The 21,118-nt window shown below is 61.0% G+C and carries 17 protein-coding genes and 3 tRNA genes; 10 read left to right on the top strand and 10 right to left on the bottom strand.

The window, feature by feature from the left end; genetic code table 11:
* Positions 1-39 precede the first annotated feature (39 nt).
* From ruvC to OIU19_RS17955, 6 genes are all read right to left on the bottom strand, one after another.
* Positions 40-564: a crossover junction endodeoxyribonuclease RuvC gene (gene ruvC, locus OIU19_RS17980; RefSeq protein WP_186555358.1), complete on the bottom strand. Its 525-nt coding sequence runs from the start codon at positions 562-564 to the stop codon at positions 40-42.
* A gap of 190 nt (positions 565-754) precedes the next feature.
* Positions 755-1,501, bottom strand: a complete 747-nt coding sequence (locus OIU19_RS17975; protein WP_186555359.1) for a YebC/PmpR family DNA-binding transcriptional regulator — start codon at positions 1,499-1,501, stop codon at positions 755-757.
* A 111-nt stretch (positions 1,502-1,612) separates the two neighbouring features.
* Complete coding sequence (gene aspS, locus OIU19_RS17970; protein WP_264236153.1) at positions 1,613-3,388, bottom strand: aspartate--tRNA ligase; 1,776 nt, start codon at positions 3,386-3,388, stop codon at positions 1,613-1,615.
* Between the two features lie 141 nt (positions 3,389-3,529).
* Positions 3,530-3,751, bottom strand: coding sequence for an FmdB family zinc ribbon protein (locus tag OIU19_RS17965; protein WP_186555361.1), 222 nt, complete (start codon positions 3,749-3,751; stop codon positions 3,530-3,532).
* Positions 3,752-3,843: 92 nt separating this feature from the next.
* Positions 3,844-4,182 (bottom strand): ribbon-helix-helix domain-containing protein, encoded by a 339-nt coding sequence (locus OIU19_RS17960; RefSeq protein WP_264236232.1) that lies wholly within the window; start codon positions 4,180-4,182, stop codon positions 3,844-3,846.
* A 174-nt stretch (positions 4,183-4,356) separates the two neighbouring features.
* The gene (locus tag OIU19_RS17955; RefSeq protein WP_186555362.1) at positions 4,357-4,830 is read right to left on the bottom strand and encodes a Dps family protein; all 474 of its coding nucleotides are present in this window, start codon (positions 4,828-4,830) and stop codon (positions 4,357-4,359) included.
* 280 nt (positions 4,831-5,110) lie between these two features.
* On the opposite strand from OIU19_RS17955, the gene OIU19_RS17950 reads away from it, so the two are divergent.
* Positions 5,111-5,704 (top strand): cold shock domain-containing protein, encoded by a 594-nt coding sequence (locus OIU19_RS17950; protein ID WP_319004534.1) that lies wholly within the window; start codon positions 5,111-5,113, stop codon positions 5,702-5,704.
* 45 nt (positions 5,705-5,749) lie between these two features.
* Here OIU19_RS17950 and OIU19_RS17945 read toward each other — a convergent pair whose 3' ends face one another.
* Positions 5,750-5,956, bottom strand: a complete 207-nt coding sequence (locus OIU19_RS17945; protein ID WP_264236152.1) for a SlyX family protein — start codon at positions 5,954-5,956, stop codon at positions 5,750-5,752.
* A gap of 4 nt (positions 5,957-5,960) precedes the next feature.
* Positions 5,961-6,380 carry an HIT domain-containing protein gene (locus tag OIU19_RS17940; protein WP_264236151.1) on the bottom strand — a complete coding sequence of 140 codons (420 nt, stop codon included), beginning with the start codon at positions 6,378-6,380 and terminating at the stop codon, positions 5,961-5,963.
* 767 nt (positions 6,381-7,147) lie between these two features.
* On the opposite strand from OIU19_RS17940, the gene OIU19_RS17935 reads away from it, so the two are divergent.
* From OIU19_RS17935 to OIU19_RS17925, 3 genes are all read left to right on the top strand, one after another.
* On the top strand, positions 7,148-8,464 hold the full coding sequence (locus OIU19_RS17935) for an OprD family porin (RefSeq protein WP_264236150.1): 1,317 nt from the start codon (positions 7,148-7,150) through the stop codon (positions 8,462-8,464).
* A 160-nt stretch (positions 8,465-8,624) separates the two neighbouring features.
* Positions 8,625-10,340: a proline--tRNA ligase gene (locus tag OIU19_RS17930; RefSeq protein WP_264236149.1), complete on the top strand. Its 1,716-nt coding sequence runs from the start codon at positions 8,625-8,627 to the stop codon at positions 10,338-10,340.
* Between the two features lie 21 nt (positions 10,341-10,361).
* Positions 10,362-11,315, top strand: coding sequence for a hypothetical protein (locus tag OIU19_RS17925; RefSeq protein WP_264236148.1), 954 nt, complete (start codon positions 10,362-10,364; stop codon positions 11,313-11,315).
* Positions 11,316-11,413: 98 nt separating this feature from the next.
* Here OIU19_RS17925 and dinB read toward each other — a convergent pair whose 3' ends face one another.
* Complete coding sequence (gene dinB / locus OIU19_RS17920; protein ID WP_264236231.1) at positions 11,414-12,472, bottom strand: DNA polymerase IV; 1,059 nt, start codon at positions 12,470-12,472, stop codon at positions 11,414-11,416.
* A 220-nt stretch (positions 12,473-12,692) separates the two neighbouring features.
* Between dinB and OIU19_RS17915 the strand changes: the two genes are divergently transcribed.
* The 5 genes from OIU19_RS17915 to OIU19_RS17895 all read left to right on the top strand — a co-directional run bounded on the left by OIU19_RS17915 (position 12,693) and on the right by OIU19_RS17895 (position 17,376).
* Positions 12,693-12,769: transfer RNA gene (locus OIU19_RS17915), tRNA-Met, on the top strand.
* Between the two features lie 136 nt (positions 12,770-12,905).
* Positions 12,906-12,982 (top strand) — tRNA-Met (locus OIU19_RS17910).
* 131 nt (positions 12,983-13,113) lie between these two features.
* Positions 13,114-13,190 (top strand) — tRNA-Met (locus OIU19_RS17905).
* A 251-nt stretch (positions 13,191-13,441) separates the two neighbouring features.
* Entirely contained in the window at positions 13,442-16,084 is a 2,643-nt protein-coding gene (gene mprF / locus OIU19_RS17900) for a bifunctional lysylphosphatidylglycerol flippase/synthetase MprF (RefSeq protein ID WP_264236147.1), read from the top strand.
* Positions 16,084-17,376 (top strand): virulence factor family protein, encoded by a 1,293-nt coding sequence (locus OIU19_RS17895; RefSeq protein ID WP_264236146.1) that lies wholly within the window; start codon positions 16,084-16,086, stop codon positions 17,374-17,376. The genes mprF and OIU19_RS17895 overlap by 1 nt, the downstream gene beginning before the upstream one ends.
* Before the next feature lie 131 nt (positions 17,377-17,507).
* Here OIU19_RS17895 and OIU19_RS17890 read toward each other — a convergent pair whose 3' ends face one another.
* Positions 17,508-19,406 (bottom strand): potassium transporter Kup, encoded by a 1,899-nt coding sequence (locus OIU19_RS17890; protein ID WP_264236144.1) that lies wholly within the window; start codon positions 19,404-19,406, stop codon positions 17,508-17,510.
* A 246-nt stretch (positions 19,407-19,652) separates the two neighbouring features.
* Here OIU19_RS17890 and rimO point away from each other — a divergent pair, with 246 nt between their 5' ends.
* Positions 19,653-20,990: a 30S ribosomal protein S12 methylthiotransferase RimO gene (gene rimO / locus OIU19_RS17885; RefSeq protein WP_264236143.1), complete on the top strand. Its 1,338-nt coding sequence runs from the start codon at positions 19,653-19,655 to the stop codon at positions 20,988-20,990.
* The last annotated feature ends 128 nt before the right edge of the window (positions 20,991-21,118 follow it).

The raw sequence follows: 21,118 nt of genomic DNA, 5'->3' as shown, positions 1-21,118 counted from the left end.
GTCTCACCCGGACAAAATGTGTATCAGCGCATGAAGCGGCTACAGACGCAAGCGCCCGCCGCGTCGCCGCGCAGTCGTCAAGCCGTGGGGGATCAGGCTGGAGCGGGTGTGGGCATGGCACAAGGCGATGGCCAGGGCGTCGGAGGCGTCGATCTGCGGTTTCTGCGTCAGTTTGAGCAGGTGCATGACCATCAGCATGACCTGCTCTTTATTCGCCCCGCCGGTCCCGGCCACTGCCTGCTTGACCTGGGTCGCACTGTATTCGGCGATCTCCAGGCCCGCCTCGACCGCCGCGACGATTGCCGCGCCCCGGGCCTGGCCAAGCTTGAGCGCCGAGTCGGGGTTGCGCGCCATGAACACCCGTTCGATGCCCATTGTTACCGGGCCATGCTGCTGGATGATCTCGCTGACACCGCGAAATACGATCTGCAGACGCTCAGGCAACTCGCCAGCACCGGTACGGATACAGCCCGATGCCACGTACTCGCAACCACGCGCGGTCTGGCGTACCACGCCGAAACCGGTGATGCGCGAGCCGGGGTCGATACCTAAAATCAGAGTCATAACGCCTGCAATTTAAAAGTGGTAGGCCACATCGTTCAGTGAGGGCGCTGCTGCCTTCCCTGGCCTATTCGCGGGCAAGCCCGCTCCCACAGGGCTAGCGTTGAACCCTGTGGGAGCGGGCTTGCCCGCGAATAGGCCAGGGAAGGCGACACAAAGCCAACTGACTGGCGGTAAGACCCTGAAGTCTAACTCAGCCCAACTGCTCCATGATCTCGTCAGAGATCTGCGCATTGGAGTAGACGTTCTGCACGTCATCCAGGTCTTCAAGCATGTCGATCAGCTTGAGTACCTTCTGTGCGCCATCCAGGTCCAACTCGGCACTGGTGGTCGGCTGCATGACGATCTCGGCGTCGGCGGCCTTGAAGCCGGCTTCTTCCAGGGCATTACGCACCGCATAGAAGCTGTTGAAGGAGGTAAACACGTCGAACGAACCATCGTCGTTGCTGACTACGTCATCGGCATCGGCTTCCATGGCCGCTTCCATCAACGCATCCTCATCCACGCTGGCGTCGAAGCTGATCTGCCCCTTGCGCTCGAACAGATAGGCGACCGAGCCGTCAGTGCCGAGGTTGCCGCCGCACTTGGTGAAGGCATGGCGCACGGCTGCGGCGGTGCGGTTGCGGTTGTCGGTCATGGCTTCGACCATGATTGCCACGCCACCCGGGCCGTAACCTTCGTAGCTGAGCTCTTCGACGTTATCGCTTTCGTTGGTGCCCGCCCCGCGCGCAACCGCCCGATCGATGATGTCGCGACTCATGTTGGCGCCAAGCGCCTTGTCCAGGGCCAGGCGCAGACGTGGGTTGGACGCAGGATCTGGACCGCCCTGCTTGGCGGCGACGGTCAGCTCGCGGATCCACTTGGTGAAAACCTTGCCTCTCTTGGCATCCTGGCGCTCTTTGCGGTGCTTGATGTTCGCCCACTTGGAATGACCAGCCATAACGACTCCAAATCCTTGAAACAGAAACAGGTTCCGCCCCGAAGGGCGGAACGCGAAGAAATCTGCGCCGTAGCGCGGGGATGCACCCTTGCAGATGCACCCCGGTCGCGCTTACTCGACCTTGGTCTGCTCGCGCAGACGGATGTGCAGCTCGCGCAGGGCCTTGGCATCGACCATGCCTGGGGCCTGGGTCATGACGCACGCGGCGCTCTGGGTTTTCGGGAACGCGATCACTTCACGGATCGACTGGGCGCCAGTCATCAGCATGACCAAGCGGTCCAGACCGAAGGCCAGGCCGCCGTGTGGCGGTGCGCCGAACTTCAGGGCGTCGAGCAGGAAGCCGAACTTCTCTTCCTGCTCCGCCGCTTCGATACCCAGCAGACGGAATACTGCCTGCTGCATCTCTTTGCGGTGGATACGGATCGAACCGCCGCCCAGCTCAGTGCCGTTGAGCACCATGTCGTAGGCACGCGACAGCGCGGTGGCCGGGTTGGCCTCCAGCTCTTGCGGCGAGCACTTCGGCGCGGTGAACGGATGGTGCAGAGCGGTGAAGCTGCCGTCTTCGTTCTCTTCGAACATCGGGAAGTCGACTACCCACATCGGCGCCCACTCGCAGGTGTGCAGGTTGAAGTCGTTGCCGACCTTGATGCGCAGGGCGCCCAGGGCCTCGCTGACGATCTTGAACTTGTCGGCACCGAAGAACACGATGTCGCCGTCGACCGCGCCAACGCGATCGAGGATCACGTTGAGGTTGGCCTCAGGGATGTTCTTGACGATCGGCGACTGCAGGCCTTCAACGCCTTTGGCGCGCTCGTTGACCTTGATGTACGCCAGGCCCTTGGCACCGTAGATGCCGACGAACTTGGTGTATTCGTCGATCTTGCTGCGCGGCATGCTGGCGCCGCCTGGCAGGCGCAGGGCGGTAACCCGGCACTTGGGGTCGTTGGCAGGACCGGCGAAGACCTTGAAGTCGACATCCTTGAGCTGGTCGGCAACGTCAACCAGTTCCAGCGGGTTACGCAGGTCCGGCTTGTCGGAACCATAACGACGCATGGCCTCTTCGAAGGTCATGTGCGGGAACTCACCGAATTCCAGGTCCAGCACTTCCTTGAACAGCTTGCGGATCATGCTCTCGGTCAGGCCCATGATCTCGGACTCGTCGAGGAAGCTGGTCTCGATGTCGATCTGGGTGAATTCCGGCTGGCGGTCTGCACGCAGGTCTTCGTCGCGGAAGCACTTGGCGATCTGGTAGTAGCGATCGAAGCCGGCAACCATCAGCAGCTGCTTGAACAGCTGTGGCGATTGCGGCAGGGCGAAGAAACTACCGGCGTGGGTACGGCTAGGCACCAGATAGTCGCGCGCGCCTTCTGGGGTGGCACGGGTCAGGATCGGCGTCTCGACGTCGAGGAAGCCGTTCTCGTCGAGGAAGCGACGGATGCTGCTGGTGATACGCGAACGCAGACGCAGCTTGTCGGCCATTTCTGGGCGACGCAGGTCGATGAAGCGATAGCGCAGGCGGGTTTCTTCGCCCACGTCGGAGTATTCGTTCAGCGGGAATGGCGGAGTCTCGGCTTCGTTGAGCACGGTCAGCTCATAGCCCAGCACTTCGATACCGCCGGACGCCATGTTGGCGTTGACCGCACCTTCAGGACGCTTGCGCACCTTGCCGGTGATCTGCACCACGTACTCGCTGCGCACGCGGTCAGCGGCGGCGAAGGTCTCGGCGCGATCCGGATCGAACACGACCTGGGCCATGCCTTCGCGATCACGGATGTCGAGGAAGATCACCCCGCCGTGGTCGCGGCGACGATGGACCCAGCCGCAAAGGGTGACTTCCTGGCCGTCCAGGCTCTCGTTCAGTTGGCCGCAATAATGGCTGCGCATCATGATGGTGGTTCGCTTCTCGTGATTCGTGTATTCAAGGAGGCCTTGGCCGCCCAAAGGGCTTAGGGCTTGTACGAAAAAAACCAGATCGGTGATTTTTCGTGCAAACCCTTATAGTGCAAGACCCGGACGTTGCAATTCAACTCAGTCGGCCTTGTCGCCGCCGGCCAGATTCTTTTTCGCCCCGGTCTTGAAGTCGGTTTCATACCAACCCGTGCCGCTCAGGCGAAAGCCGGGTACCGACAGCAGCTTTTTCAATGCCGGCGCCTGACAGGCCGGGCAATCGGTCAGCGGCGCGGCGCTGATCTTCTGCAGCGCTTCGAACTGGTGTTCACAGGCTGCACATTGATAGTCATAAAGGGGCATGGGTGTCTCTCGTCAACCACAACGCTGGCTGCCAGGGCAGCAAAAACCGCGATTATATATGGTTAGAGAGTGCTGTGCAGCCCGCCCGGCGATCAATGCGTGGTTGGTGGATCAAGCAGCCAGGCTACACAAATCACCCGGATCAGACCACTGAAGTTCCTCACCCCACCCTGGCGCAAGTGCACCTCGCGGTCCACGTAGGACAATATCGCACTGACCGAGCAACCATTGGCTTCGGCGATTCGTTGAAGAATTCGCCAGTAGACCTGCTCCAGGCGCAAGCAGGTAGCAAAACCGTTGAGCCGCACCGAGCGCGATACCGGCCGCACCTGGGCCATGTCGAAGTCTGCGCCAAAAGGGTCTATGCACTGCTTGCCCAGACACCCACCCTGGCTAGCATTGCGCTTGCCACGCTGCCCACTGATTTCCATTTCCATTGTTTCCACTCCATCGCCAAAAGAACTGCCCATGCACCAGAGCACGTGGGCATGGCGTCCAATGAAGCGCTGCAACGGAGTTGAAAAGCAGCGGCAAAGCTTTCCTTAAGGAAACAAAAAGCCCGGCAACACGAAGCGCAGCCGGGCCTGGTTCAGCGGATCAGATTGTCATTTACCCTCGAGCAGCACTCGCAGCATCCAAGCGGTTTTTTCATGCACCTGCATGCGCTGGGTTAGAAGGTCTGCGGTCGGCTCGTCACTGACCTTGTCAACGACCGGGAAAATACTGCGCGCGGTACGCGTGACCGCCTCTTGCCCTTCGACCAGCTGGCGGATCATTTCATCGGCAGGGGGTACGCCTTCCTCCTCCTTGATCGAGGAGTGACGTGCGTAGAATGCGTAGGAGCCAGGCGCTGGGAAGCCCAGTGCACGAATTCGCTCGGCGATTGAGTCCACAGCCAGGGCCAGTTCGTTGTACTGCTCTTCGAACATCAGGTGCAGGGTACGAAACGATGGGCCGGTCACGTTCCAATGAAAGTTATGGGTTTTCAGATACAGCACATAGGTATCCGACAACAGGCGGGATAGCCCATCTACGATGGACTTGCGATCTTCTTCACTGATACCGATATCGATTGCCATGAAGTTCCCCTTTCCATAAGGCTTGATGAGTCAAGCGGGCGATCCACACTGTAACAAGACTTGCCCCAGCGTGCATGTGACCTACGGCAACTCATCAGCTCGCCTACCCCTCGGTTTGAGAAGCCTGCGCCTTTGCTGTTAAATAGGCAGCGTGCCACCCGTGCGGACTGTAAATGCCGGGTGCATAGGCTGGCCAGCCGCGTGACCGCGCTTTCTATCTCCTGCGCACCGCGCTGACAGCTCTTCCTGTGATCGGCCTTATCAATGTGAGCCTAACCAAATGTTCAAGATCGTCCATCTGGTGACGGGCGTTGCAGCTTTGCTGCTGTCGCTCATACCCAGCCTGAAAACCGAAGCTATACCTTTCCTGCAGCAACCGCAGGCCATCTACCTGGCCTTGCTCGGCCTGCTTAACCTGCTTCTGGCACCGGTGGTGCCGTTGTACTGCAGAGGCGCGCGCCAGCAGCTGCAACACCTGGCCAGCGCCCTGCTGGTGGTCGCGGTGATCCTGCAGACCGTAACCCTGCTGGCACGCCCGGAACTGGGCGATCTACCCGCCCTGCTCTGCGCCGCCCTGGCCATCGCCCTGCACCTGGGCGTAGGCTTTGCCCACAGCCCCAAGAAAGCTCGCGCCAGCGCCAGCAGCACGCAAGATGCAGGCAAGCGCGATACCGGCACCGTCAAGTGGTTCAACACGTCCAAGGGGTTTGGTTTTATTTCCCGCGACTCCGGTGACGATATCTTCGTGCACTTTCGCGCCATTCGTGGCGAGGGCCACCGGGTCCTGGTCGAAGGCCAGCGCGTGGAGTTCTCGGTCATGCACCGCGACAAAGGCCTGCAGGCCGAAGATGTGATCGCGGTTTCTCGCCGCTGATTGGGTCTACCTTGCGGGAGCCTCGCTCCCGCAAGTACCGCAGTCTCAATAATGAGGCGGCGGCGCTTCCTCTCCCTCGCTGCCGTACTGCCCCACCATTTCCTCGTAGCGCTTGATCAGCTCGGCGATCTGCAACTGCAGGCGATCGATCACCCGCCCCTGCTCGACCACCACGTCATTGAGCGCCTGAATGGTGTCGTCCTGAAACGCCATGCGGGTTTCCAGGTCGATGATTTGCGATTCCAGCGACATACCTTCAAGCCTCCTTGTAGCTGGCATTCAACACCGAACGCAGGCGCTGACGGATGTCATCCAACTGCTCCTGACGGTATTCGAGCGCAGCCACCTTGCCCCACACCGGCGCCGGCCATGCCGCATCGTCGTGGCGGCGCACGATCACATGCATGTGCAGTTGGCTGACCACATTACCCAGGGTGGCAACGTTCATCTTGTCAGCCTTGAACGCCGCCTTGAGCGCACCGGCCAGGTAGTTGGTTTCCTGCCAGAGCAACTGCTGGTCGGCTTCACTCAGGTCGAACAGCTCGCTGATCCCGGCTTGGCGTGGGACCAGAATGAACCATGGGTAGTTGGCATCCTTGCTGAGCAACAGCTGACACAGCGGAAAATTTCCCAGGACCAGGGAATCCTGCTGCAGACGCGAATCCAGGACGAACACGGCAACGCTCCTTCTTTAATAACGCAGCCCGTAGATCACGGGCATTGATGGGCGAAGGATACCCTGCTTCGCGTGCGCCAGCATGAAATGCCGCCCACAGGGGCGCTGGAGCACAGTTTTGGTTCACGCCACACGATTGCGAGCCCCAAGCCGGTAACACAGCGCTACTTTTCGCACCAAAATGAAACAAAAAAATCCAGTAAACAGGACTCATTCACACTAAAACTACTCAGCGTGAGCAGTTAGCGGTAACACATTGAGTTAGTTAGCAACCTTACAGTTTCACTTCGCCAGTATTACTGGCACACCATCAGACAGCCACGCCCCCGTGTTTCCGGCAGTTCTCTCCTGCCACCACGGGCGAATGTGAAAATTTCATCAAGGCTGTGTGAAATTGTGCACGCTTGTTGCATTCCCTTTCGGCCATGTCGGCACGACACCTGCATTGGGCGGGTGGACGCGACAAATAACAACAGCGGCATTGGAAAACCAGGGAGTTTCACAGCTTGATTGTGTTCTTTACACATTCGTGACGGCGATTGAAGCAGCGCTGGGGTGGACGTCCCTGATTCGGGACGTGATTTGCGACAAGGAATTAACCAAAAGCGACAAGTTATAAAGTTTCTGAAAAGTTGCTTTTTACATATCGCCAAGATCAGTCAGCGTGATATACATTTTCGCCGACATAACAAGAAAGAGCTGCCCCATATAACTAAAACTCTTGGGCGCAGCGGTACTCTTCCTAAAAACCAAAGGAGCAAATCACGATGCGCGTGATGAAGTGGAGCATGATCGCCCTGGCCGTTGCGGCAGGGACCTCGCAGATGGCCATCGCCTCTTCGCAAGATGAATCCAAAGGCTTTGTCGAAGACAGCCAACTGGGTGTAAAACTGCGTAACCTGTACTTCAGCCGTGACTTCCGTAACAACGACGACGACAAGAGCCGTAGCGCCGAATGGGGCCAAGGCTTCATCGGTACGTTCGAGTCCGGCTTCACCCAAGGCACTGTCGGCGTAGGCTTTGATGCTATCGGCCTGCTGGGCCTGAAATTGGATGGCGGCAAGGGCACCTCGGGCACCGGCCTGTTCCCGACTGGCTCCGACGGTCGTTCGCAAGATGACTACTCCGAAGCGCACGGTGCAGTAAAACTGCGTATTTCCGACACCACTCTTAAGTACGGTGGCCAGTTCACCGCACTGCCAGTCTTCGCTACCGACGATAGCCGCTTGCTGCCAGAAGTTGCCGAAGGCTTCTTGCTGACCAGCAAGGAAATCAAAGGCCTTGAGCTGAACGCGGGTCACTTCACTCGCCTGAACGCCCAAGCCCAATCCTATAAGGACAGCATCGGCGGCAAGAACCGCACTACTGGCATCAAGAACCCAGGCCTGACCGAAGCCAACGTCTTCGGTGGCACCTATGCCGTGACTGACGGCCTGAGCACCAGCCTTTACTACTCGCGCGTGGAAGATCACTTCCGCAAGTGGTACGGCAACATCAACTGGGCGCTGCCAATCAGCGACAATCAGGGCCTGGTGTTCGACTTCAACATCTATGACACCAAATCGATCGGCGACAACCGTACCGGCGCCGCAGTCGCCAAGTCCGATGGCAGCCGTGATCTGGACAACATCGCAGCAAGCTTGTCCGCTGCCTACAACATCGGCGCCCACACCTTCACCCTGGCCTACCAGAAAGTCAGCGGCGATGGTGACTACGCCTACGGCATCGACGGCGGCGGCACCGTGTTCCTGGCCAACTCCATCGCCCGTTCCGACTTCAACGCCGAAGACGAGAAATCCTGGCAGGCTCGCTACGACCTGAACTTCGCCGAGTTCGGCATCCCTGGCCTGACCTTCATGACCCGCTACGCCCGTGGTACCGGTGCAACCACCGAGACCACCAACAACGGCAAGGAATGGGAACGCGACATCGACGTGAAATATGTCCTGCAGGAAGGCCCTGCCAAGGACCTGAGCTTCCGCGTCCGTCAAGCCACCTACCGCTCCAGCGATGGCGTCTACTACGGTTCGAGCTCGATCGACGAACTGCGTCTGATCGTCGAGTACCCGCTGAGCATCCTGTAAGCCTGGCTTGCAGTGCCCAGCACTTGAAAAAGCCCGGCGATCACGCCGGGCTTTTTCTTGGCTGACAAGCGCCCCGCTCTGGGGCATCCTGTACGCTTTCGTTTCGCCCCCGTAGAATGCGGGGTCATTTCAACGTCTTAGGCAATCGACACGGCTCCCCATGCGCACCAGTCAATATTTGCTCGCCACCCAGAAAGAAACCCCTGCAGATGCAGTGGTCATCAGCCACCAGCTCATGCTGCGTGCCGGCATGATCCGCAAGCTGGCCTCCGGCCTGTACACCTGGCTGCCGATGGGCCTGCGGGTAATGCGCAAGGTCGAAGCCGTGGTGCGCGAAGAAATGAACGCTGCTGGCGCCCTGGAAGTGCTGATGCCGAGCATCCAGCCTGCCGAACTGTGGCAGGAATCCGGCCGCTGGGAGCAATACGGCCCTGAGCTGCTGCGCCTCAAGGACCGTCACGGCCGTGAGTTCTGCGTCGGCCCGACCCACGAAGAGGTCATCACTGACCTGGCCCGCAACGAGCTGTCCAGCTATAAACAGCTGCCGCTGAACATGTACCAGATCCAGACCAAGTTCCGTGACGAAATCCGTCCACGCTTTGGCCTGATGCGCGGCCGCGAATTCATCATGAAGGACGCCTACTCCTTCCATGCCGACCAGGCTTCCCTGCAGGAAACCTACGACCGCATGCACCAGGCGTACTGCAACATCTTCACCCGCCTGGGCCTGGATTTCCGTCCGGTGCAGGCCGACACCGGCTCCATCGGTGGCAGCTACTCGCACGAATTCCACGTGCTGGCCTCCTCCGGCGAAGACGACGTGATCTTCAGCGACACCTCCGACTACGCCGCCAACATCGAGAAGGCCGAGGCCATCCCGCGTGAAACCGTGCGTCTAGCCCCTACCGAGGAGCTGCGCCTGGTCGACACCCCGGACGCCAAGACCATCGCCCAGCTGGTCGAGAACTACAACCTGCCGATCGAGAAGACCGTCAAGACCCTGATCGTGCGCGGCGCCGAAGAAGGCAAGCTGATCGCCCTGGTGGTACGTGGCGACCACGAGCTCAACGAAATCAAGGCCGCCAAGCTTGAGCAGGTCGCAGATCCACTGGTCATGGCTACCGACGCCGAACTGCGTGACGCCATTGGCGCCGGCGCAGGCTCGCTGGGCCCGCTGAACCTGCCGCTGGAATGCATCATCGACCGTTCGGTCGCCCTGATGAGCGACTTTGGCATCGGCGCCAACATCGACGACAAGCACTACTTCGGCGTCAACTGGGAGCGTGACCTGCCCGTTCCACAAGTGGCCGACCTGCGCAACGTGGTTGCCGGCGACCCAAGCCCAGATGGCCAGGGCACCCTGGTAATCAAGCGCGGCATCGAAGTGGGCCACATCTTCCAGCTTGGCACCAAGTACAGCGAGGCGCTCAAGTGCCAGGTATTGGGTGAAAACGGCAAGCCAGTCGTGCTCTCGATGGGCTGCTATGGCATTGGCGTGTCGCGCGTGGTCGCCGCTGCCATCGAGCAGAACTTCGATGATAAAGGCATCATCTGGAGCGACACCTTGGCGCCCTTCCAGATTGCCCTGGTACCGCTGCGCTACGAGACCGAGCAGGTTCGCGAGGCGACCGACAAGCTGTACGCCGAACTGACCGCTGCAGGTTTCGAAGTACTGCTCGACGACCGTGACAAGAAGACCAGCCCGGGCATCAAGTTCGCCGACATGGAATTGATCGGCATTCCACACCGGATCGTGGTCAGCGACCGCGGCCTGGCCGAGGGCAACCTGGAGTACAAGCACCGCACTGAGCAAGAAGCCCAGCCTCTGCCGCTCAATGACGTGCTGACCTTCCTGCAAGCCCGCATCCGTCGCTGATAGCCCAATGCGCGAGTGATCATGTACAAGCGAAGTACCATTACCCTGGGGGGCGCCGCACTGTGCGGCGCCCTGTTCGTCAGCGGCTGCGCCAACCAGATGTCCCAGCGCAGCGAGCATGAGGAACGCGTCGAGCGCAAGCTGCTCGAACACAGTCTGCAGATCGACGTCGGCGAGCCCAAGGTGATGGAGCTGCCCCAGCGACGAGTGCGCGTCCACGAGCAGCAGCGCTTCGAAGTCACCGAGTTCGAAGTGACCCGCCGTTACGACCGCTATACCCCCTACCAGCCTTGGCGGGAGATCTACGAGATCCCGCTGGGTGCGGTGGCGGTAGTTGCAGGTGTAGGCGCCAACGTGGTCAATGTGTTTGCCCTGGGCAACCTGCCGAACAGCGTCACCCATGACTGGCTGAGCTACGGCGTGGCCGGGCTCAACCCGTTCATGAACGTGCAGTCCAATGGCCGTGCGCAGCAGAACCTGGCGGGTATCAGCGAGGTGGAGAAAGCCAAGCGCGAAGAGTCCACCAGCCTGCCCTGGAGCGAACGCCTGGTCGAGGTCAAGGCTGGCAAAGCCAGCCATGAGCTGACGACCGACCGCAACGGCGTACTGCGCCTGAACCTGTTGGATTCGCCATTCTCCGAGCAGAATCTCAGCCGCGTTGGCACCTTGCACTTGCAAGTGGTCGATGAGGACAACGGGATTCGCGGCGACGCCAGCCTGCTGGTCAGCGGCAATCTGCGCAGCAAGCTGCTGGAGGCCCACCACCTGATCTTCGATGACCTTGAGGACGATGAAGTCGGCCAATGGGTGCACCGGGTCAAGCGTCTGTCTGAGCTGGGCCTGGAAGAGGAAGCCAGTGAACTGGAGCAGAGCCTGATCGAGCTGACGCGCAACGATCCGGAGCTGCAGCAGGAGTTTTTACAGGCGTTGACCAAGCAGACCGGGCGGCTTGTGGCGGACCCTGGGGTCCAGTAAAGATCCAAGATCCTGGGGCCGCTTTGCGCCCCTTCGCGGCGGTTCGGCGTCCCGGCAAGCCCGCGAAGGGGCGCAAAGCGGCCCCGGTGCTGCGGACTTCAACAGCCAGGGAAGAGCTCCAACTGCTCATGCGCCCCACGCAAATCTCTTAACCGCACCCCCACCCCCAGCAACCTCACCGGCTTGCCGCCACGAGCGAATGCCTGGCTGAGCAACTGCCGATAACTGTCCAGATCGCGCCCAGCCCCGGCCTGCTCCAGGGTCGTCTGGCTGAAATCGTGAAACTTGACCTTCACGAAGGGTTTGTCCGCCTTGTAGCTACTGTCCATGCGCGCCACCCGCTCATTGAGACTCTCCAGCAGCGCCGGCAGCTTCTCCAGGCAAGTGTTCAAGTCCGGAAGGTCGGTATCGTAGGTGTTCTCGACGCTGACCGACTGCCGGCGGCTGTCGTTGTGCACCACGCGCTCATCTATACCCCGCGCCAGCCCCCACAACCGCTCGCCAAAACTGCCGAACTCGCGCACCAGGGCCAGCTTTGACCAGTCGCGCATGTCCATGCAGGTATCGATGCCCAAGCGCGTCAGCTTATCGGCAGTGACCTTGCCCACCCCATGCAACCGTGCAACCGGCAAGGCCGCCACAAAAGCCTCTACTTCACCCGGGGTGATGACAAACAGGCCATTGGGTTTGCGCCAGTCACTGGCAATCTTGGCCAGAAACTTGTTCGGCGCAACGCCCGCCGAGACGGTGATGTGCAGGGTCTTGGCCACCCGTCGACGAATATCTTCGGCGATCCGCGTGGCACTGCCGGCAAACCATTGGCTATCACTGACATCCAGATAGGCCTCATCCAGCGACAGCGGTTCGATCAGCTCAGTGTAATCGCGGAAAATCGCATGAATTTCGCGTGAGGCCTCGCGGTAGGCCTCAAAGCGCGGCTTGACGATCAGCAGATCCGGGCACAGCTTGAGCGCATGACGCGACGACATGGCAGAGCGCACGCCATAGGCCCGCGCCTCGTAGTTGCAAGTGGCGATCACCCCGCGACGATCTGCCGAGCCACCCACCGCCATTGGCCGACCGGCCAGAGTGGGGTCGTCACGCATCTCGATGGCTGCGTAAAAGCAGTCGCAGTCGATGTGGATGATCTTGCGCAGGGACATGGATGACCGTTAGCACTGTAAATTCATACAGATATTACCGTAAGCGCCCCTCAGTGAAATAGTCACGCCGTGACACTCTCGACAATCGGCCTGCAAGCCCCGCCGTTACTGCCCCGCAGGGCCAATCGAGGCGCTAACAGATTGAACGGAAAAGAAATTTCCCCAGAAATAGCTTGACTCTGCGGCGCAAAACCGTAGAATTCATCTCAACAGGCGCGGGATGGAGCAGCCTGGTAGCTCGTCGGGCTCATAACCCGAAGGTCGTCGGTTCAAATCCGGCTCCCGCAACCAGATTCAGAAAAAGGCCACTGTCTAGACAGTGGCCTTTTTCATTGTCCGTAAAAAAACTTAACCTGAAATAAATCTAGAGAAATCAAAGGTTAACGTTTGACTCTGCGGCAGATGTCCGTATAGTGCACCCCACTGACGCGGGATGGAGCAGCTTGGTAGCTCGTCGGGCTCATAACCCGAAGGTCGTTGGTTCAAATCCAGCTCCCGCAACCAGATTCAAGAAAAGGCCACTGTTGATACAGTGGCCTTTTTTATTGACTACGAAATGGCCTGACAGAAATTTACCGCAAATCAAAGATTAACCTTGACGCCGCGGTGAATATCCGTAGAATGCGCCCCACTGACGCGGGATGGAGCAGCCTGGTAGCTCGTCGGGCTCATAACCCGAAGGTCGTCGGTTCAAATCCGGCTCCCGCAACCATATTCGTCAGAACAAACCCCGCCTGCTTTCAGCAGTGCGGGGTTTGTTGTTTTCAGGGTTTGTATCCCGCCGGTCAAGCCCCACCTGCGCCCCTCCCCTCTGGCAGGCACCCCGCCTGGATGAACTATCTTTAACCGTGCCAAACGGCTGAAAGCGACTCCGTCAGGAGTAACATCTGGATACGTTTTCCAAAGGGACTTCCACTTGGCCGCACCTTCCCCCTACCTCGCGCTGTCCGCCCGAGGTACAGCATGACCGCCCACAACTGCGAACCTCAAACGCCTCTGGCTGCGGCACTGCCGATTGCTGCCCAGCGCCTGCCCTGGGTGGAACGGCTGAGCCGCTACCGTCAGCCGATTGGCCTGGCATTGACCCTGCTGTTGTTCGGCATGGCCTTGGTTGCTTGTCGCCATCTGCTCAGCGAGCTGGACATCTACGCGCTGCATGACGCCATGCTCAGCGTGCCTAGCCAATCGCTGTTCGGCGCCCTGCTGGCGACCGTGCTGGGCTTCGTCATTCTGCTCGGCTACGAATGGTCGGCCAGCCGCTATGCCGGCGTGCAGTTGCCTGCCCGCACCCTGGTGCTGGGTGGCTTCAGCGCTTTCGCCATCGGCAATGCGATTGGTCTGTCGATGCTTTCCGGGGGGTCGGTGCGCTATCGTCTGTATGCCCGCCAAGGCCTGGGGGCTGCTGAGGTTGCGCGGATGACGGTTTTCGCCAGCCTTTCGCTGGGCTGTGCACTGCCACCGCTGGCCGCATTGGCGACTTTGAGTAATCTACCCGCAGCCTCCACTGCCCTGCGCATGCCGGCAGGTTGGCTGGCCGGCATTGCAATTGCGGTGCTGACCCTGACGGCCTTGCTGGTGGTTGGCCTGTATCGCCGCCGCCTGGCCGAGCAACCCTTGCGCGACAGCCTGCTGGTACAGCTCGGCCGACGCACCTTGCGCCTGCCTAGTGGTCGCCTTGCGGCACTGCAATTGTTGATCACCGCGCTAGATGTCGCCGCCGCGGCCACGGTGTTGTACCTGCTGTTGCCCGAGGCACCGCCCTTCGCCGCTTTTGTGCTGGTCTACCTGCTGGCCTTGGCCGCTGGGGTACTCAGCCATGTGCCGGGGGGTGTCGGTGTGTTCGAGGCCATCCTGCTGGCGGCCTTCGCCGATCAACTGGGAGCTGCGCCACTGGCTGCTGCCCTGCTGCTGTATCGCTTGATCTATGTAGTGCTACCGCTGCTGCTGGCCTGCGTGCTGCTGCTGGCCAACGAGGCGCGACGCTTGCTGCTGGCCCAGCAGGCGATCAAGGCTGCCTCTGGGCTAGCCGCGCCGGTATTGGCCATCCTGGTGTTCCTGTCTGGCGTGGTGCTGCTGTTCTCTGGTGCCACTCCAGAGATCGACACACGCCTGGAGCACATGGGGTTCCTGGTGCCGCACCGGCTGATCGATGCCTCGCACTTTGGCGCCAGCCTGATTGGCGTACTGTGCCTGCTGCTGGCACAAGGACTACGCCGGCGCCTGTCCGCTGCCTGGCTGCTGACTACGATTCTGCTGCTGGTCGGCGCGCTGCTGTCGCTGCTCAAGGGCTTTGACTGGGAAGAAGCCTGCGTGCTGACCTTTACCGCAGCGCTGCTGGCGTTGTTCCGGCGCTCGTTCTATCGACCCAGCCGCTTGCTGGAGCTGCCTTTCTCGCCGGTCTACCTGGCTGCCAGCGCCTGCGTCGTGGGCGCTTCGGTATGGCTGCTGCTGTTTGCCTATCAAGATGTTCCCTACAGCCATCAGTTATGGTGGCAATTCACCCTGGATGCCGACGCCCCACGCGGCCTGCGCGCAGCCATGGGCAGCGCGGTGCTGCTGGTGTTCGTGGTCCTGACCTGGCTGCTGCGCACTGCCAGGCCGGTGATCCACCTACCCAATGAACTCGAGCTACAGCGCGCCAAGCAGATCCTGCTGAGCTCCGATCAGCCCGACGGTGGCCTGGCCCTGACCGGCGACAAGGCGCTGTTGTTCCACCCCAACGACAACGCTTTCATCATGTATGCCCGTCGTGGGCGCAGCTTGGTGGCTCTGTACGACCCCATCGGCCCGGCCCAGGAGCGTGCCGAGATGATCTGGCAGTTCCGCGACCTGTGCGACCTGCACCACGCCCGCCCGGTGTTCTACCAGGTGCGCGCAGAGAACCTGCCGTTCTACATGGACATCGGCCTGACCGCGCTCAAGCTCGGCGAAGAAGCGCGGGTCGACCTGCGCCGCTTCGACCTGGAGGCCAAGGGCAAGGAGATGAAAGACCTGCGCTACACCTGGAACCGCGGCGGCCGTGATGGCTTGAGCCTTGAGCTACACGAACCCGGCCAAGCGCCACTTGAAGCACTCAAGCAGATCTCCGACGCCTGGCTGCAAGGCAAGAACGTACGCGAGAAAGGCTTCTCGCTCGGGCGCTTCAGCCCCGACTATCTGCAGCACTTTCGGATCGCCCTGGTTCGCTTCCAAGGCCGCCCGGTAGCGTTTGCCAACCTGCTGGAAACGCACAGCAACGAGCTGGCCAGCCTCGATCTGATGCGGGCGCACCCGGAGGCGCCGAAGCTGACCATGGAATTCATGATGATCGGCCTGATCCTGCATTACAAAAGCCATGATTACGGGCGCTTCAGCCTCGGCATGGTGCCGCTTTCCGGTCTGCAGCCACGGCGTGGCGCCCCCTTGACCCAACGCCTGGGTTCGATGGTGTTCCAGCGCGGCGAGCAGCTTTACAACTTCCAGGGCCTGCGGCGCTTCAAGGACAAGTTCCAGCCGGACTGGGAACCTCGTTACATGGCTGTGCCAGCCGGGCTCGACCCGCTGGTGGCGCTGGCCGACACTGCCGCCCTGATCGCGGGCGGCCTGACTGGATTGGTGAAACGTTGATGATCCGACGCTATTGGCAGTACGTATTGATTGCCTTGCTGGTGGCCCTGGCGGCTGCGGCAGTAGGGTTCTGGCTGTGGACCCGCCCAGCGCCGGAGGCGCACATTGAGCACCTGGCGCTGAGCGATGGCAGCAGCCTGGTTCGTGCCACCCCCGGTGTGCACGCCAAAGCCCGCGTGGCCATCGGCGTACCTGAAGATCAAGCACTGAGCGATAAGCAGTTGCTCGACCTGAGCCAGGCCGGTGAGGCGCAACTGGTGCAAGTGATCCTGCCAGCCAATGACTGCGCCAAGCAGCAACAGGCCCTGGACCAGGCCATCAGCCATTTGTCCGCTGCGCCCACCTTGGTGGCAGGTATCGGCCCTGGCGGTGCCCAGGCCTGGCGTTGGCTGGCCAGCCAACGCGACGACAAGGCGCGCGCCATCTCGGTTGACTTCAACCTCGAACAACCCGGCTGCCCGGCACTGCCCAAGGCTGCTGCCCACGGCCGTTGGAACGTGGCCTGGAACGACAACCCGGACGACGCCAGCGCTGCCTTCGTGCGTGACCAGGCCAACGCCGAGACCAGCATCAGTGACTACGACATCCACCTGCCACAAGTGCTCAAGAGCCAGCTGACCCAAGCCCTGGTCGGCCATGACGGCAATGCCTTGAGTATCCCAGTGGTAGAAGTGCCGGCGGGCCAAACCACCGATACCGTGACCCTGTTCCTCTCCGGTGACGGCGGCTGGCGTGACCTCGATCGCGATGTCGCCGGCGAGATGGCCAAGCTCGGCTACCCCGTGGTGGGTATCGATACCCTGCGCTACTACTGGCAGCACAAGACGCCCGAGCAAAGCGCTGCCGATCTGTCCGAGTTGATGCAGCACTATCGGCAGAAATGGGGTACCAAGCGCTTCGTGCTCACCGGCTACTCGTTCGGCGCCGATGTGTTGCCAGCGATCTACAACCGCTTGCCAGCCGAAGACCAGCAACGGATCGACGCGGTGATCCTGCTGGCCTTCGCCCGCAGTGGCAGTTTTGAGATCGAAGTCGAGGGCTGGTTGGGCAAGGAAGGCCAGGAAGCGCCGACCGGGCCGGAAATGGCCCGCATGCCGGCGGCCAAGGTGGTGTGCATCTATGGTGTGGAAGAAAGCGACGAGAGTGGCTGTACCGATCGCACCGCCGTCGGCGAGCGCCTGAAGCTACCGGGCGGGCATCATTTCGATGAGAACTACCCGGCGCTGGCCAAACGCTTGATCGGCGAGATCGAGACACGTCAGGGCAAGTCGAGCGTCGCTGAGCAGAACTGATCGAAAGCAGAAAAAAACAGTGCTGCCGTGTCAGTTCAGGCCTCTTCGCGGGCAAGCCGGCCCATACAGGGAATCTTGTGGGAGCTGGCTTGCCCGCGAACAGGCCTGAACTGACACAACCCACGCAGCGTTCAAATCTCGACCTGGGTCCCCAGCTCGATCACCCGGTTCAACGGCAAATTGAAGAAGCGCAGATTACCGTTGGCATTCTTCAACAAGAAGGCGAACAACGTGCCGCGCCAGCGCGCCATCCCCTCCAACCGCGAGGCGATCACTGTCTCCCGACTGAGGAAGTAGGTCGTGCGCATGGGGCTGAAGTCCAGCTCCTCCAGATGGCACAGCTTAAGTGCCTGGGGCACATCCGGCTCATCCATGAAACCGAAGTGCAACAGCACTCGGAAGAAGCCGTCGCCGTAGGCCTCTACGTCGAAACGCTCCTGTTCCGGCACCCGCGGGCGGTCCTCACTGATCACCGTCAGCAGCACCACCTGGCTATGCAGTACCTGGTTGTGCAGCATGTTGTGCAACAGCGCGTGGGGCACTGCATCCGGCCGCGCGGTCAGAAACACCGCAGTGCCTTCGACCCGATGCGGCGGCTGCACACGAATGCTGCTGATAAATACCGGCAACGGCAGCGCCGCTTCATCGATGCGCTCCATCAAAATTTGCTTGCCGCGCTTCCAAGTGGTCATCAGCAAGAACAGCACGCTGCCGGCGAGCACCGGGAAAGCGCCACCCTGCACGACCTTGGGCAGGTTGGCGGTGAAAAACAGCGCGTCGACAAACAAGAACCCTAACAGGATCGGCACCGCCAGCAGCGGTGGCCACTTCCACAACAGCAGCATCACCGTCGAGACCAATAGCGTGGTCATCAGCATGGTGCCGGTGACTGCCACACCATAGGCTGCCGCCAGCGCGCCGGACGACTCGAAGCCGATCACCAGCAGGACGACCGCCACCATCAGTGCCCAGTTGACTGCGCCGATATAGATCTGCCCCTGCTCATCGCTGGAGGTGTGCTGGATCTGCATCCGCGGGATGTAGCCCAGCTGAATCGCCTGGCGGGTGAGCGAGAAGGCCCCGGAAATGACCGCTTGAGAAGCGATTACCGTGGACAGGGTGGCCAGCCCGATCAAAGGCAGCAGCGCCCAGGACGGCGCCAATAGGTAGAACGGGTTACGTGCTGCCTCAGGATCGTGCAGCAACAGCGCGCCCTGACCGAAGTAGTTCAGCACCAGTGCCGGCAGCACCAGGATGAACCAAGCCCGAGCAATCGGCTTGCGGCCAAAATGGCCCATATCGGCATACAGCGCCTCGGCACCGGTCAGCGCCAGCACCACCGCGCCAAGGATCGCCACGCCCATGCCCGGATGAACGATAAAGAAGCGCACCGCCCAGGCCGGATTGAAGGCTCTGAGCACTTCCGGGCTATGGGAAATCCCATGCAGGCCCAACGCCGCCAGGACCAGGAACCAGGTCACCATCACCGGGCCGAACAGAATGCCGATCTTCGCCGTCCCGTGCTTTTGCACCAGAAACAGCGCCACCAGCACCACCACGGCAATCGGCACCACCCAATGGTCGATGCCATCGAAGGCCAGCCCCATCCCCTCTACCGCCGACAACACCGACACCGCCGGGGTGATCATGCTGTCGCCATAGAACAATGAGGCGCCGATAAGGCCGCAGCCGACCATCAGCATGCGCAACTTCGGAAACGGCGCCGAAGCCCGCCGGGCCAAGGCGGTCAGGGCCATGATGCCACCTTCGCCCTGGTTATCGGCACGTAGGATGAAGGTCACGTACTTGACCGACACCACCCAGATCAGCGACCAGAGGATCAGCGACAGGATGCCTAGCACCCCATCATGGTTGACCGGCACCCCGTAACCGCCGGAGAAGACTTCCTTGAGGGTGTACAGCGGGCTGGTGCCGATATCGCCATAGACCACCCCAACAGCTGCCACCAGCAGGCTCAGCGGCCGTGCCGCGCCCTGCCCGCCTTCGGCGTGACTGCTTGCCTGAACCATCGACAACTCCCGCAGACGGCCTCGTCGGACCGATAGAATTGGCACGCCTGCCAAGGCATCGCAGATACGTCGCAGATACCGGCAGGCAATGGCGCCAAGCTTAGCGCAGCGTTCGTCGCTTTTCTGCTGGTCAAGCGACCTTGCGCTCGCTAAAATTGCGCACTTTTTGATCAGAGGCGCCGAAAGCGCCCGTCGGGATTGCCCTCGCCACCGCCAGGGCAACCGCTTTCAATGCCGAGGTTAGCTATGTCCACCACCCCCGCTCCTACCACGCCGAAGGTAGGGTTTGTCTCTCTCGGATGCCCGAAGGCATTGGTCGATTCCGAGCGCATCCTGACCCAGCTGCGCATGGAAGGCTATGAAGTCGTGCCAACCTACGAGGACGCCGACGTAGTGGTGGTCAACACCTGCGGCTTCATCGACAGCGCCAAGGCCGAGTCGCTGGAAGTGATCGGCGAAGCGATCAAGGAAAACGGCAAGGTCATCGTCACCGGCTGCATGGGTGTCGAGGAAGGCAGTATCCGTGACGTGCACCCAAGCGTGCTGTCGGTGACCGGCCCGCAGCAGTACGAGCAGGTAGTCAACGCCGTGCACGAAGTGGTGCCGCCGCGCCAGGACCATAACCCGCTGATCGACCTGGTGCCACCTCAAGGCGTCAAGCTGACCCCACGTCACTACGCCTACCTGAAGATTTCCGAAGGCTGCAATCACAGCTGCAGCTTCTGCATCATTCCATCGATGCGCGGCAAACTGGTCAGCCGTCCGGTAGGTGAAGTGCTGAGCGAGGCCGAGCGCCTGGTCAAGGCCGGCGTCAAGGAGATCCTGGTGATCTCCCAGGACACCAGCGCCTATGGCGTCGACGTCAAGTACAAGACCGACTTCTGGAACGGCCGCCCGGTCAAGACGCGCATGCTCGAGCTGTGCGAGGCCCTGAGCAGCCTGGGTGCCTGGGTGCGCCTGCACTACGTCTACCCCTACCCCAACGTCGACGACGTGATCCCGCTGATGGCGGCCGGCAAGATCCTGCCGTACCTGGACATCCCGTTCCAGCACGCCAGCCCGAAAGTGCTTAAGTCGATGAAGCGCCCAGCGTTCGAAGACCGCACCCTGGCGCGAATCAAGAACTGGCGCGAGCAGTGCCCTGAGCTGGTGATCCGTTCGACCTTCATCGTCGGCTTCCCAGGCGAAACCGAAGAAGACTTCCAATACCTGCTCGACTGGCTGACCGAAGCCCAGCTCGACCGCGTTGGTTGCTTCCAGTACTCCCCAGTCGAGGGCGCCCCGGCCAACGACCTGGGCCTGGACGAAGTGCCGGACGACATCAAGCAAGACCGCTGGGACCGTTTCATGGCCCATCAACAGGCGATCAGCGCCGCGCGCTTGCAGCTGCGCATCGGCAAAGAGATCGAAGTGCTGATCGATGAGGTCGAGGAACAAGGCTCGGTTGGCCGCAGCTTCTTCGATGCGCCCGAGATCGACGGCAGCGTGTTCATCGATGGCGACCATGGCTTCAAGCCCGGCGACAAGGTCCGTTGCCGCGTAGTCGATGCCGACGAATACGATATGTGGGCTGAGCCTGTCTGAGGCTTTTCCCCACCGCGAGCCCCGCCAACTGGCGAAATGCTGTTCACTTAAGGTTTTGGGACTGCTTTGCAGCCCTTCGCGGGCAAGCCCGTTCCCACAGGTAGAGCGCTTGATCAGAAGCAGCGCAA

The organism is Pseudomonas sp. BT-42-2 (assembly GCF_025847435.2).
Lineage (GTDB): Bacteria > Pseudomonadota > Gammaproteobacteria > Pseudomonadales > Pseudomonadaceae > Aquipseudomonas > Aquipseudomonas urmiensis.
The sequence above is the reverse complement of the archived record's forward strand: the minus strand, read 5'-3'. Positions and strand labels throughout refer to the sequence as shown.

What these genes read in the sequence shown, in the direction of transcription:
- ruvC (WP_186555358.1), bottom strand. Translation starts at nt 564, where the DNA reads ATGACTCTGATTTTAGGTATCGACCCCGGCTCGCGCATCACCGGTTTC.
- OIU19_RS17975 (WP_186555359.1), bottom strand. Translation starts at nt 1,501, where the DNA reads ATGGCTGGTCATTCCAAGTGGGCGAACATCAAGCACCGCAAAGAGCGC.
- aspS (WP_264236153.1), bottom strand. Translation starts at nt 3,388, where the DNA reads ATGATGCGCAGCCATTATTGCGGCCAACTGAACGAGAGCCTGGACGGC.
- OIU19_RS17965 (WP_186555361.1), bottom strand. Translation starts at nt 3,751, where the DNA reads ATGCCCCTTTATGACTATCAATGTGCAGCCTGTGAACACCAGTTCGAA.
- OIU19_RS17960 (WP_264236232.1), bottom strand. Translation starts at nt 4,182, where the DNA reads ATGGAAATCAGTGGGCAGCGTGGCAAGCGCAATGCTAGCCAGGGTGGG.
- OIU19_RS17955 (WP_186555362.1), bottom strand. Translation starts at nt 4,830, where the DNA reads ATGGCAATCGATATCGGTATCAGTGAAGAAGATCGCAAGTCCATCGTA.
- OIU19_RS17950 (WP_319004534.1), top strand. Translation starts at nt 5,111, where the DNA reads ATGTTCAAGATCGTCCATCTGGTGACGGGCGTTGCAGCTTTGCTGCTG.
- OIU19_RS17945 (WP_264236152.1), bottom strand. Translation starts at nt 5,956, where the DNA reads ATGTCGCTGGAATCGCAAATCATCGACCTGGAAACCCGCATGGCGTTT.
- OIU19_RS17935 (WP_264236150.1), top strand. Translation starts at nt 7,148, where the DNA reads ATGCGCGTGATGAAGTGGAGCATGATCGCCCTGGCCGTTGCGGCAGGG.
- OIU19_RS17930 (WP_264236149.1), top strand. Translation starts at nt 8,625, where the DNA reads ATGCGCACCAGTCAATATTTGCTCGCCACCCAGAAAGAAACCCCTGCA.
- OIU19_RS17925 (WP_264236148.1), top strand. Translation starts at nt 10,362, where the DNA reads ATGTACAAGCGAAGTACCATTACCCTGGGGGGCGCCGCACTGTGCGGC.
- mprF (WP_264236147.1), top strand. Translation starts at nt 13,442, where the DNA reads ATGACCGCCCACAACTGCGAACCTCAAACGCCTCTGGCTGCGGCACTG.
- OIU19_RS17895 (WP_264236146.1), top strand. Translation starts at nt 16,084, where the DNA reads ATGATCCGACGCTATTGGCAGTACGTATTGATTGCCTTGCTGGTGGCC.
- OIU19_RS17890 (WP_264236144.1), bottom strand. Translation starts at nt 19,406, where the DNA reads ATGGTTCAGGCAAGCAGTCACGCCGAAGGCGGGCAGGGCGCGGCACGG.
- rimO (WP_264236143.1), top strand. Translation starts at nt 19,653, where the DNA reads ATGTCCACCACCCCCGCTCCTACCACGCCGAAGGTAGGGTTTGTCTCT.